Source organism: Rhodococcus globerulus NBRC 14531 (assembly GCF_001894805.1).
GTDB lineage: Bacteria > Actinomycetota > Actinomycetes > Mycobacteriales > Mycobacteriaceae > Rhodococcus_F > Rhodococcus_F globerula.
Genome location: NZ_BCWX01000003.1, coordinates 665806 through 678190 on the forward strand (window position 1 = coordinate 665806; position 12385 = coordinate 678190).

General features: G+C 62.1%; 10 protein-coding genes. 4 read left to right on the forward strand and 6 right to left on the reverse strand.

Annotated features, from left to right (window positions below; translation table 11 throughout):
• Nucleotides 1-28: 28 nt before the first annotated feature.
• A complete protein-coding gene (locus RG2_RS18395; protein WP_033234199.1) occupies nt 29-1438 on the reverse strand; it encodes a dihydrolipoyl dehydrogenase family protein in 1410 nt (469 codons plus the stop codon).
• 97 nt (nt 1439-1535) lie between these two features.
• Between RG2_RS18395 and RG2_RS18400 the strand changes: the two genes are divergently transcribed.
• Nucleotides 1536-2288: an SDR family oxidoreductase gene (locus RG2_RS18400; protein WP_033234388.1), complete on the forward strand. Its 753-nt coding sequence runs from the start codon at nt 1536-1538 to the stop codon at nt 2286-2288.
• Complete coding sequence (locus RG2_RS18405) at nt 2288-3610, forward strand: NAD(P)/FAD-dependent oxidoreductase (protein WP_033234200.1); 1323 nt, start codon at nt 2288-2290, stop codon at nt 3608-3610. Before RG2_RS18400 ends, RG2_RS18405 begins: the two co-directional genes overlap by 1 nt.
• Nucleotides 3611-3631: 21 nt before the next feature.
• Here the strand turns inward: RG2_RS18405 and RG2_RS18410 are convergent, their stop codons facing one another.
• From RG2_RS18410 to RG2_RS18420, 3 genes are all read right to left on the reverse strand, one after another.
• A complete protein-coding gene (locus RG2_RS18410; protein ID WP_033234201.1) occupies nt 3632-4135 on the reverse strand; it encodes a COG4315 family predicted lipoprotein in 504 nt (167 codons plus the stop codon).
• 190 nt (nt 4136-4325) lie between these two features.
• Nucleotides 4326-4769, reverse strand: coding sequence for a helix-turn-helix domain-containing protein (locus tag RG2_RS18415; protein ID WP_033234389.1), 444 nt, complete (start codon nt 4767-4769; stop codon nt 4326-4328).
• A gap of 381 nt (nt 4770-5150) precedes the next feature.
• On the reverse strand, nt 5151-6419 hold the full coding sequence (locus RG2_RS18420; RefSeq protein WP_230590129.1) for a hypothetical protein: 1269 nt from the start codon (nt 6417-6419) through the stop codon (nt 5151-5153).
• A gap of 107 nt (nt 6420-6526) precedes the next feature.
• On the opposite strand from RG2_RS18420, the gene RG2_RS18425 reads away from it, so the two are divergent.
• Nucleotides 6527-7339: an FAD:protein FMN transferase gene (locus RG2_RS18425; protein WP_033234202.1), complete on the forward strand. Its 813-nt coding sequence runs from the start codon at nt 6527-6529 to the stop codon at nt 7337-7339.
• Nucleotides 7340-7356: 17 nt separating this feature from the next.
• On the opposite strand, the gene pgi is transcribed toward RG2_RS18425, so the two are convergent.
• Both pgi and RG2_RS18435 read right to left on the reverse strand, forming a co-directional pair.
• Nucleotides 7357-9012: a glucose-6-phosphate isomerase gene (gene pgi, locus RG2_RS18430; protein WP_172935700.1), complete on the reverse strand. Its 1656-nt coding sequence runs from the start codon at nt 9010-9012 to the stop codon at nt 7357-7359.
• Nucleotides 9013-9121: 109 nt separating this feature from the next.
• Entirely contained in the window at nt 9122-9430 is a 309-nt protein-coding gene (locus RG2_RS18435; protein WP_033234204.1) for a chorismate mutase, read from the reverse strand.
• 315 nt (nt 9431-9745) lie between these two features.
• Here RG2_RS18435 and pcrA point away from each other — a divergent pair, with 315 nt between their 5' ends.
• On the forward strand, nt 9746-12340 hold the full coding sequence (pcrA, locus tag RG2_RS18440) for a DNA helicase PcrA (RefSeq protein WP_230590130.1): 2595 nt from the start codon (nt 9746-9748) through the stop codon (nt 12338-12340).
• The last annotated feature ends 45 nt before the right edge of the window (nt 12341-12385 follow it).

Here is a 12385-nt window from a genome sequence, read left to right on the forward strand (position 1 = left end):
CGCGACTATACGTAACTTCTGCCCCCGATTACCGCCGTGCCTCCAACAACCTGAGCCATACTTCGCTGACCGTCGGATACGACGGCACCGCATGCCATAACGTGTCGAGCGGGACCGCACCGACGACGGCAATTGTTGCTGCGTGGAGCAATTCCGAGACATCCGGACCGACGAAAGTTGCCCCGACGATTACGTCGGCACCACGGTCGATCACCAGTTTCGCGCGGCCTTCGTAATTGTCACGGAGCAGCGAGGATCCTGCGACGGCAATGTCGATCTCCACGACCTCGACGTCGATACCGTCTGCCCTGGCCTGCTTTTCGGTGCGCCCCACCCACGCTGCTTCGGGCGAGGTGAATACCACCTGTGGAACACGGCCGCTGTCAGCGGAGGCGATGAACCGTGGGTCGACCAGCGCGCGTCCCGCTGCTCGTGCGGCGATCACATCGCCGCACACTCGGGCCTGGTACTTACCCATATGGGTCAGCGGTGACCGGCCGTTGATATCTCCGACGGCATAAAGCCATTCGCCCTGTGCACACAGGTGATCGTCCGTCGGAACGTACGCACCATCGGTCAAACCGACGGACGACAACCCCAACTGCGCCGACGTCGGCGCACGGCCTGCGGCAACAATCAGTTCGTCGACCTCGATCACACCGGAAGAGGTGTCGATGGTGACCGGCCCACCGTGAATGTTCCCTTCACCAGTATCCCGGGCATCGGGTCGCGATACGGAATGGACGGTAGTCCCGAACCGCACGTCGGCTCCCCGTGCGGTGAGATGACGCGCAACCATGTCTCCGGCAAACGGTTCGGCAGATTTCAGCACTGCGTTGCCGCGTACCAGCAACGTCACCTCGGCGCCGAATGACAACAACCACGTTGCGCACTCCGATGCGACGACGCCGCCGCCGATGACGGCAACACGCCGCGGAACTTCGTGGAGATTGGTGGCGTCGCGTGACGTCCAAGGGAGCGCAGCCCGCAGTCCGGGTGTGTCCGGGACCGACGCGGTTGTTCCGGTGGCAAGTACGACGGCCTGGCGGGCGAAGAGTGTGCGCGTGCCGTCGACAACAACGGTCCGCTCGCCGTCCAGAACGCCGTGGCCTTTGATCACGTCGATACCGGCGGACTCGGCCCACTCGACCTGCGAGGAATCGTCGTGGTTGTGGGTAAAGGAGTCACGTCTGGCCAAGATCGCGTCGATGTCCGGCGGCGCGGCGGATACACCTGGCAACGCGCCCGCGTCGTCGAGCACCTGCCCTGGCCTCAGTAGCGCCTTACTCGGCATACACGCCCAGTACGAGCATTCACCACCGACTAGTTGGTGCTCCACGATGGCAGCGGTACGGGTGCTTCCGGCTATTGCGTAGGCCGCGGCGTTCTCGCCCGCCGGTCCGCCGCCGATGACTATGACATCGAATTCTTCGGTCATCGCTCTACGGTATGCCGATCAGGTGGTGATGTGCAGGGTAACCGGTTTGTCGACTGACGGGCCGTGCAGTGACCCTGCGGTGGTTACAGTGGCAGCCATGACGCGGCAGAAGATTCTGATCACCGGCGCAAGTTCGGGTCTCGGCGAAGAAATGGCACGAAGGTTCGCAGCGCGGGGACGCGATCTGGCTCTGTGCGCCAGGAGAACCGATCGGCTCGACGCCCTCCGGAAGCAACTGCTCGCCGAGCATCCGAGGATCACAGTTGCGGTGGCAGGGCTCGATGTCACAGAACATGATTCCGTTGTCCGAGTGTTCGGCGAACTTCGCGACCTACTCGGTGGGCTCGATCGGGTGATCGTCAATGCCGGTCTGGGTAAGGGCGCCAAGATCGGTACCGGTAAGGCGCATGCGAATCTTGCGACAGCGCAGACGAACTTCGTAGGCGCACTGTCACAGTGCGAGGCCGCACTCGAGATATTCCGCACGCAGAACGCCGGGCACCTTGTACTGGTGTCCTCGATCAGTGCAGATCGCGGACTTCCCGGCACCAAAGCCGCATATTCAGCGAGCAAAGCCGGGGTGGCCGCGCTCGGTGAGGCTCTCAGTATCGAACTGGCGCGCACGCCGATTCGAGTGACCACCCTGCTGCCAGGTTTCATCAAGACGGACATGTCGGCGAGTGCCGGCGACGATTCTTCCTTGATGGCTGAGCTCGACGAGGGCGTCGATGCGATGGTTACGGCCATCGAAAAAGAAGTGACACGAGCGGCGCTTCCCGGACTGAAATGGCAGGGAATCGATGCTGCACTGCGGTTTCTGCCCAACTCGGTGACGGCGAGGTTCGTCTGATGAGTATCCACAAGTCGAACGGCAAGCCGCGCGTTGTCATTGTCGGCGGCGGATTCGGCGGCCTCTACGCAGCCAAGAAGTTGAAGAAAGCCGACGTCGAAGTAGTTCTGATCGATCGCGGAACCAGTCACGTGTTTCAGCCGTTGCTTTACCAGTGTGCAACCGGACTCCTCTCCGAAGGCCAGATCGCGAGCCCACTTCGGCACCTTCTGGAAGACCAGAAGAATACGAATGTAGTGCTGGGCGAAGCAAAATCCCTCGATGCCGAAGCTCGGCTGCTGACCGCAAGCAGATTCGACGGTTCGACATTCGACCTACCGTACGACTATCTGATCGTGGCGGCCGGCATGCGGCAGTCGTACCACGGCCAGGACGACTTCATCAAATGGGCGCCCGGAATGAAAACGCTGGACGACGCGCTGGCCATCCGCCGCAGTCTCATTGCCGCGTTCGAAATGGCCGAATCTCTCCCCACTGCCGAGGAACGGCGTCCGTGGTTGACGTTCGCCGTTGCCGGCGGCGGACCGACCGGGGTCGAGATCGCGGGGCAGATACGCGAATTGGCGATGCACGCGCTCACCAACGAATTCAGGTCCATCGACCCGGACGAGGCGCGAGTGCTCCTCTTCCACGGTGACGATCGAGTGTTGCCGTCGTTCAACAGATCGCTGTCCGCGGCTGCCGCGCGCACGCTCGCGAAGATCGGCGTCGAAACGCATCTCGGCGTGCATGTCACCGACGTCGGTGAAACCGAGATCGAGACCACCGACAAGAAGACAAAAGCGAAGCAGCGCTACGAGACCCGCACCATTTTGTGGACCGCCGGTGTCGAAGCAGTGCCGTTTGTCGAAGCGCTCGCCACGGCGCTCGGCGTCAAGCAGGTCGGCGGCGGCCGCATCGACGTCGAGGCCGACCTGACCGTGCCAGGCCACCCGAACATCTGGGTCGTCGGCGACATCATGTCCCGGGACAAGTTGCCCGGTGTCGCCGAAGTGGCTATGCAGGGTGGACGCTACGCGGGGGCGCAGATCGCTGCCCGCGTCGAAAACGGTCGACCGAACGGAAAGCCCTTCAAGTACCGCGATCTCGGTACTGCCGCCTACATTTCGCGTCGCCACGCACTCCTGCAGGCCGGACCGATCCGGATGTCGGGCTTCATCGGCTGGGTGTCCTGGGGAGTCATTCACATCGCGTTCCTCGCGGGTTTCCGCAACCGCGTCAGCACGGCACTGAACTGGGGCGTCACCCTTGCGTCGAAAACGCGCCGGGAACGCGCAATCACATTCGGCGACCCGGAAACCGCACGGCAACCGTACAACTGAGCGAACTGTCGCGGGATCCGACTACTCCGTGGTGAAGACGGGATTCCCGAATTCGTCGATCATGAACCACAGACTACCGACGGCCTGCCCCAACATGTCGCCGGGCACTTCATCGTCCAAGTATCGGTAGACCGGCTTGCCGTTGACCGTCACCTGGAACGAACCGTCAGGTCCCGGTACGGTACCGAGCGCCGCGTTGATCCCCTCGGTCACCGGAGAATCGGTGACAGACGTGACGGCAGGCCAATGCCGGAGGCAGCTCTCGTCGCACGAATCCCCGGTCGGGTGCTCCTCGTCCGGGTCGTAGATGTAGACGGTCATACCTTCGCCGTCGACGGCAATTGTTCCCAGTGGAGAGTCGGCAGTCTTCAGTAGCACCGCGTCGGCTGCGGCCGGCGGCGACAACGATGTCGGCATCACGGTGACGTTGTCCGCATCGGTGCCGGAGTCGGTGGCGTCGTACGAACAGCCGGACGCGGCAAGTGCGGCACTGGCCACAATCGCGAACAACCACTGTCTGCGCATGATCGCTCCATTCGAAGGTGGGCGCTACTGGCAGTGGGGGATACCCGCGAAGGGGCCACGGGAAACGTAGATCTTCCCGCATACTGTCACCGGATGTTCGACGTTGGTCGCGGCATTCACGGGGATGCCAGTTGCAGTTGTACTGCAACAACTTTCGGTATAGATGCAGCGCTGCCGCGTCGAATGGTGATCAGGCGCGTGGCTGTGGCGCAGTGTAGGTAATGCAGTCCGGCGGGACGGATGGCAGGCCTTCGGAGGACCTGAGCTTCTCGGCAATCGAGGAAAGCAGGCTCTGTGACTCGGGGGACAGATCTACGGCTTTACGTGTGAGGGAACGTAATTCGTTGTCATAGAATTCTTCCGCAACCGAACGGTCCTCATCGGGGATCAGTTCCGGATCATGGCGAGGGGTAGGTGCAAAGAAGTACTCGGCGTCGACTCCGAAGAAGTCGGCGAGTGCCAGCACCACCTGCTCAGACGGGTTGGTTCGAACGCCACTGCGCAGCTGCGAGAGATACGGTGTGGAAATTCGGCAGCCACGTTGGGAAAGTGCGTCTACAACTTGCGCATTGGTCAATCGGGGAGGTGTTACGGGGTACAGGGCGTTCAATCGTTCTCGGAACGAATCTGCCACGGTTCCTCCCATTTCCACGGTTCCTCCCTTCGCTTGTGACGTGTGCGCCACAATGTGCTGCATATTTCTGCGATTGCATAGTTATGCGAAGCAGATGTCACATAGTAGACGACTCAAAATTGGATGTTTAGAAATGAGAGTGCTTTTACCTGGGGATATTTGGGTTTTCCGGCTCTGAAAGCGTTTGTGGACAGTGTGATTTGCGACGCGAACTGACCGTTCGTTATCAGAATATTAAATCAGTACCTTCCGGGCGGTTTGTACTGATTTACGCTCTTATGCAGCTGATTTGGCTAAGTTACCGGCCAGTCTCTTGTGCGAGCATACCTTTCGGCTCTGCCAAGGCCTCGACTGGCGAGTTCGCTTGGAGGGAAATGAGCGCTACCAGGGGCGAGCGAAGATGCCGAATTTTTCGAGCGTGTTGCAGGCCAGCGTGCGCAGCGCCTGATTGTCGGCCGATACGAAGCTCACCAGCGACAAGGTGTACGTGGCGTGGTTGCGACTGAGGTATCCGGAGACTCGAGTTGATGTGTTGTCCAGTTGAGCGGCGCTCGCTCCAGGATGCACCGCGCGGAGGGCAAGCCCCGTAGTCCGGTGCCCCTCGAACTGGTCGATGTCGACCGTACCGATATTGGAGCACAAGGCATCTCGCTGACCAGGTCCGTCGGCAAGTCGATGAGCGACTCGGTCCGGGACGACCTGCAGGAGTTCGGCCGGGAAGCCTGCCGGACTCGACATCGGAGGAGCCTCGAACGCGTCACGGCACAATGTGCGAATCTGCGCGAGAGTGGTGGAGGGGGTCAACGGGATCGCGACCATCGCGACCGAATTGTCGACGGAATTGTCTCCCTGGTCAGTGGTACGCACGTTCATCGGAACGCTGAGCGTGACTGCGGCGGTTTTGTTCTCGGCTCGCGCTAGCTCGCCGACACATGCCAGGAACAAGCTGTTGGCGGTACCTCCGGAAGACGTTGCGACGTCATCCCATTGGTCCCGGTCGATTTCCAGAACCGCGGACGTTACCGAGTGTCGCTGGAAGCGCCGAGTGGCGGCGGCCGGTGCGGTGAAGCCGCGGAGTTCGGCTCTGCGCGCCGGACTGACGATCAATCCTCCCACCGCACGGGTGGTTCCGCGCAGAACGCGGCCAACGGTCGAGCGCGCGTCGGTGATATCCGAGTGGCCGGTGCGATCGATCGGCGGTGACGGTTTCCGCTGCATCGCGTCGCTGAGGGCGCCGATCAATCCGCGGGCGTCGGCAAGGACATGGGAACACGTCACGGAGACGACGGTTCCGCCGTCTGAATCGTAGGTCGCGGCGATGCGCCACCCCGGACCTCGTTCCGGGTCAACCGAGAGGAGGGCCGCAGCGTCGGCCCACTCGATCACCGAGTCGGCGGCGATGGGCACCGAACGAAAACTGAGAGGGTAATGACGCGGGTCGGCGATGAATTCGGGCCGGGCGCCCGGAATTCGCGGCCTGCGCACGCGTCGGCCGAGCGGCCCGGACGCCACCCGTACACACAACTGCTCGAGCTCACTCGGATCGACGATGCTGTCGGTGCGCCATACGCCCTGCATCAAGATCGGCAAGCCGAGACCTCGGTGGGTCCACAGAAACATCTCGTCGACGACACTCAAGCGAACTCCCACCCCAGCAGTGTAGGCGTGGCACGTAGAGGACCTGCGGTTTCTGGCGGCGTACCCGCGATTCGGCGCATACTGGTTGTTACGCCGCGTGGTACGAAGGGCAGGCTGACATGGTCAGTGTCGAGAAGTGGGCTATGTGGGATTCCGCTATCGAAGTGGATGTCACGGAGGGTGCTGCACTGCCCACAGCACACGCGCTGATCGCTGCCGCCATCGAGGACACCGAAGCGCTGTGCGATCTCGGGCGCGGCGACGCCGAAATTCATGCCGTCAATCTGGCTCAGGGGACGCCGGTGAAAGTGACCCGGCGAATGTCGTCACTGTTGCGTTCGGCGCTGTGGGCGGCCCGTATGACGGCCGGTGAGGTGAACCCGCTTGCCGACAACTTCTCGGAGGACGACTCGATTCCGCCGGTCCACCCGACCCCTACATTCGAGGACGTGCAACTCGACGGCGACGTCGTGTACGCGCCGTGGGGAGCTTCGTTCGACATCACGGGAGTGGCAAAGGCGGACACCGTCGATCGAGCCGCGCAAACTGTTGCGGCAGAGCTGCAATGTGGTGTTGCGGTGCGGATCGGCGACGTACTTGCCACTGCGGGGCACGCTCCGGCCGGTGGTTGGCAGATTCCCGTTCCGGGCGGCGAGGACGTCGAACTGGCCAACGGGACGGCGATTGCCACTGCGCACGCCGCCGAACCGCCTTCATGGCAACCGCACCAGGATCGTCCGTCAACAGAATGGGCGCAGGTGTCGGTGATTGCCGACGACGCAGTGTGGGCGTACGCCGCCAGCCGTGCGGCGCTCGTGCGGGGGATAGGCGCCATCAAATGGGTTGAGCAGCAAGAACTTCGAGCTCGATTGGTGGATCAGTCCGGGCGTGTGTACACCACCGAGAATTGGTTCGGTCCGGACGCCGCCTGAGCGTTCGAGCCAGTTGCTCAGGCCCGGCCGCGCTGCTTCCGGTACCAGTTCACCAGGGCGTCGGTCGAGGAATCGCCGAGATCGCTCGGAGCCTCGGCCGACGAGAGTGCAGGCCCCAGTTCCAAAGCTTGGGTCTTGCCGAGTTCGACCCCCCACTGATCGAACGGATTGAGCCCCCACACAGCACCTTCGACAAAAACCTGATGCTCGTAGAGTGCGATCAACTGCCCGACCACCGACGGTGTGAGCTCCTTGGCCAGGATGGTGCTGGTGGGTCGGTTACCCGGCATCACCTTGTGCGGCACCAACTCCGGGGGTGTTCCCTCTGCCGCAATCTCCTCAGCGCTCTTGCCGAACGCCAACACCTTGGTCTGCGCAAAGAAGTTACTCATCAGGAGGTCGTGCATCGAACCTGTGCCGTCAGCCGTGGGCAGATCGTCGGTGGACTCGGCAAAACCGATGAAATCGGCAGGCACCAACCAGGTGCCCTGATGGAGTAGTTGGTAGAAGGCGTGCTGGCCGTTGGTTCCTGGTTCGCCCCAGAAGATCTCGCCTGTCGAGGTTGTCACCGGGGTGCCGTCGGAGCGGACGGATTTGCCGTTCGACTCCATGGTCAGCTGCTGCAGGTAGGCCGGAAAGCGCAACAGGTCATTGGAATACGGCAACACGGCGCGGGACTGTGCACCGAAGAAGTTGGAGTACCAGAGGCCGATCAAGCCGAGAATCGCCGGCGCATTCTCCTCCAGCGGTCGGGTGCGGAAATGCGTGTCGATCTGGTGGAAGCCGTCGAGGAACTCGGCAAAGCGAACGGGGCCGACCGCACACATGACGGAGAGGCCGATGGCGGAGTCGACCGAGTAGCGGCCACCCACCCAATCCCAGAATCCGAACATGTTTACCGTGTCGATCCCGAACGCGGAGACTCGCTCGGCGTCGGTGGACACCGCGACAAAATGCTTGGCGACGGCGGCGACGTCTTCGCTACCCAGACCGGCGAACAGCCAGCGCTTTGCCGCCGTTGCGTTGGTCAGGGTCTCGAGTGTGGAGAACGTCTTTGATGCCACGATGAACAAGGTGGTCTCGGCATCCAGATCGGCCAGCTGCCCCACCAGATCCACGGGATCGATGTTGGAGACAAATCGGAGGCTGATGCCCGCGTCGGCGTAATGCCGCAGTGCTCGGTACACCATGACCGGCCCGAGATCCGATCCGCCGATACCGATGTTGACGATGGTGCGGATGCGCTTTCCCGTGAATCCGGTCCACTCGCCGCTGCGAACACGATCGGCAAAGGCGCCCATCGACGTCAGAACCTCGTGAACATCGGCGACGACGTCCTGGCCGTCGACAGTGAGGGATGCATCAGCAGGGAGGCGCAGTGCGGTGTGTAGCACCGCCCGATCCTCGGAGGTGTTGATGTGATCACCCGCGAACATTGCGTCGCGACGCTCCTCGACGCCGGCCTCTCGAGCCAGCGCGATCAGCAGGTCGAGAGTCTCACGACTGACACGGTGCTTGCTGTAGTCGATGTGGAGATCACCGGCGTCCACCGTCAACTCGGTTCCGCGAGCCGGATCCTCGTCGAAGAGTTCCCGAAGGTGAACGGCGTGGAAATCGGCGTGATGAGCGCGCAGTTTCTGCCAGGCTGATGTTCCGGTGATGTCAATGCTCACAGTCATCGACTTTAACGGCCCGGTCTGGAAACTTCTGGATGAGTCTCGGCGGCACCCTGGCCTGCTCCGATCAGCCGGTCTGCGAGCAGGGCGGTGCGAGCTGCGGGGCTTAGTGTCCCAGGCGTCCGCGGCCGAGACGCAGGAGCAGCATTGCGAGCGTGTGACCTTCCTGGCCCAGCTCGTTGAAACGCTCGAGCACCTTCATCTCACGACTGTGAACCAGGCGCGGCCCCCCTGATGCCATCCGGGTACGACCGATGATCTGTGAGACCTCGGAGCGGCGCTTGATTGCTGCCAGGATCTCGGCGTCGAGACGATCGATCTCCTTACGAAGTTCGTTGATCTCAGCTTCGCTGCGCGGAACGTCGACGTCGGTCGGAGTGGAGTTTCCCTCGGGTGCCGTTGCCTGCGTGCTCATATGTATTCGTCTCCTCTTTCTACTGCGTGGATCGTGTTCTCAGCTCGGGTCGTTACCGATCCAGCGCCCTGACGAAAAATGCCCCGGATCCGAGTCGGACCAGAGGCAGGTGAGCTGTTCGAAGACTTCACGAGCACCGCGGTCCGGCGCTCGTAAAGTAGTGCCACCGCGCACCGACACTGCGGCAATCGCAGGTGGTTGCGGTGTTGCACAGGCTCAACATAGCGTCCAGTTTGCCATGTTCGGCATCTCAGTTCCAAGTGCCGCCACCGCACTCACACTCTTGTCGGTGGACGCCGGTAGCGTGGACAGACGATGAACATGTATCCAGCAGTCGGTGAGCAGGGCAGTCTTGACGGGCGAGACGGTCTTGACGGGCAGGGCAGTCTTTACGCGCAGGGCGGTCTCTTCGAGCACGATCACGATGGGCCCCAGCACGGTCATTCTGCCCAGCACGGTCATTCTGCCCAGCCGGGTGGCCGAGGTTCCGACGAGCTTCTCGAGGGTCTCAACCCGCAGCAGCGCGAAGCCGTGGTCCATGCCGGTTCACCGCTGCTGATCGTTGCCGGCGCAGGCTCGGGCAAAACCGCAGTGCTGACGCGCCGCATCGCATATCTGTTGGCCGAGCGTGGTGCCACTCCGGGGCAGATCCTTGCCATCACGTTCACTAACAAGGCTGCAGCCGAGATGCGTGAGCGCGTCGCGGCATTGGTCGGGCCGCGGGCCAACAGTATGTGGGTGTCGACGTTCCACTCGAGTTGTGTTCGCATTCTGCGCGCTCAGGCGGCGTTGCTTCCTGGGCTCAACTCCAACTTCTCCATCTACGACTCGGATGATTCGCGCCGGCTCCTGACGATGATCTCCAAGGATCTCGAGCTCGACACCAAGCGTTTCACGGCCAGATTGCTTGCGACGCACATCTCGAACCTCAAGAACGAGTTGATCGACCCAGAGGAAGCAGTCGCGGCCGCGGACAAGGATCCCGCGGAACTGCCCCGCCTGGTTGCGAAGGTGTACGGGATTTATCAGCAGCGCCTGCGCTCGGCCAACGCGCTCGATTTCGACGATCTCATCGGCGAGACTGTGGCTCTGCTTCAGAACTTCCCGCAGATCACGGAGTACTACCGTCGGCGCTTCCGTCACGTCCTCGTCGACGAATACCAGGACACCAACCATGCGCAGTACATGCTGGTTCGTGAATTGGTCGGCGGCGCAGGCGAATCCGACCATGCGGTGGCGCCGGCTGAACTGTGTGTTGTGGGCGACGCCGATCAGTCCATCTACGCGTTCCGCGGTGCCACCATCCGCAACATCGTGGAGTTCGAACGCGATTACCCCGACGCCCGCACGATTCTGCTCGAGCAGAACTACCGTTCGACGCAGAACATCCTCTCGGCTGCCAACGCCGTCATCTCCAAGAACACGGGGCGACGCGAGAAGCGGTTGTGGACCGATTCCGGTGAAGGCGAATTGATCGTCGGATACGTTGCGGACAACGAGCACGACGAAGCATCCTTTGTCGCCTCCGAGATCGACCGACTGGTCGAGAACGGTGACGCAAAATTCTCGGACGTCGCAGTGTTCTACCGCACCAACAACTCGTCGCGTGCGCTCGAGGAAATCTTCATCCGCCTCGGTGTGCCGTACAAGATCGTGGGCGGCGTCAGGTTCTACGAGCGCAAAGAGGTTCGCGACATCGTCGCTTACCTGCGGGTACTCGCCAACGAGGACGACACGGTGAGCTTGCGTCGAATCCTCAACACACCGCGCCGCGGAATCGGCGACCGCGCAGAGGCCTGTGTCGCAGTGCATTCGGAGCATCGCAACATCAGCTTTGCTGCCGCGTTGCGGGATGCGGCGGAAGGCAAGGTTGCACTGCTCAATACGCGTTCGCAGAAGGCGATCGTTGCCTTCCTCGACATGATGGACGGGCTGCGCACTTTATTGCCGGCCGAATCTTCCGACGGCAGTGAGTCTTCCGAGCTCGGCGATATCGGTGAAGTGGCCGAGGCCGTGCTCGAACGTAGCGGCTACCGCGGCGAACTGGCTGCCAGCAGTGATCCTCAGGACGGCGCCAGGCTTGACAACCTCAACGAACTTGTCAGTGTGGCAAGAGAATTCAGTTCTGATGCGCGAAATGCTGCCGGACTGATCGACCCGGACGACGAAGAAACCGCAGCGATGCGCGAAGGTGAACCCGATCCAGGTTCGCTGGCAGCGTTCCTCGAACGAGTGTCGTTGGTGGCCGACGCAGATCAGCTGCCCGACTCCGACGAAGGTGTTGTCACCATGATGACACTGCACACCGCCAAGGGCCTCGAATTCCCCGTCGTCTTCGTAACCGGTTGGGAAGACGGTCAATTCCCGCACATGCGGGCCCTCGGCGATCCGGCAGAACTCTCCGAGGAACGACGCCTCGCCTACGTCGGGATCACCCGCGCGCGGCAACGGTTGTATTTGACACGTGCGATCATGCGCTCCGCGTGGGGTCAGCCGATTCAGAACCCCGCATCACGGTTCATCAGCGAAATTCCCGAGGATCTGATCAACTGGCGCCGCGAAGACCCGGGCACCGGCGGCGGGTTCGGAAGCGGTCGACCCGGTTACGGGGGCGGTCAGGGCTATGCCGGCGGTCAGGGTTATGGCGGTGGCTACGGCAATCAAGGTGGCCGCGGGTACGGCAACACCTCTCGAAACGACTCTCCCGCACCAAGTTTCGGTGCTGCGCGAGGACGGAACAACAACCTGGTTCTTGCCGTCGGCGATCGGGTCAGTCACGACAAGTACGGACTGGGCACAGTCCTCGAGACCAAGGGCACTGGCCCGACCGCAACAGTCACCATCGACTTCGGCAGCGCAGGCAAGGTGCGTCTGATGCTCATCGGCGGTGTTCCGATGGTGAAGCTGTAGGGGCAAGAAGCTCTGGAAAGACTTTCGGCCCGCACCAGAGAAAAG

What these genes read in the sequence shown, in the direction of transcription:
- RG2_RS18410 (WP_033234201.1), bottom strand. Translation starts at nt 4,135, where the DNA reads ATGCGCAGACAGTGGTTGTTCGCGATTGTGGCCAGTGCCGCACTTGCC.
- RG2_RS18395 (WP_033234199.1), bottom strand. Translation starts at nt 1,438, where the DNA reads ATGACCGAAGAATTCGATGTCATAGTCATCGGCGGCGGACCGGCGGGC.
- RG2_RS18435 (WP_033234204.1), bottom strand. Translation starts at nt 9,430, where the DNA reads ATGAGCACGCAGGCAACGGCACCCGAGGGAAACTCCACTCCGACCGAC.
- pcrA (WP_230590130.1), top strand. Translation starts at nt 9,746, where the DNA reads ATGAACATGTATCCAGCAGTCGGTGAGCAGGGCAGTCTTGACGGGCGA.
- RG2_RS18400 (WP_033234388.1), top strand. Translation starts at nt 1,536, where the DNA reads ATGACGCGGCAGAAGATTCTGATCACCGGCGCAAGTTCGGGTCTCGGC.
- RG2_RS18425 (WP_033234202.1), top strand. Translation starts at nt 6,527, where the DNA reads ATGGTCAGTGTCGAGAAGTGGGCTATGTGGGATTCCGCTATCGAAGTG.
- RG2_RS18405 (WP_033234200.1), top strand. Translation starts at nt 2,288, where the DNA reads ATGAGTATCCACAAGTCGAACGGCAAGCCGCGCGTTGTCATTGTCGGC.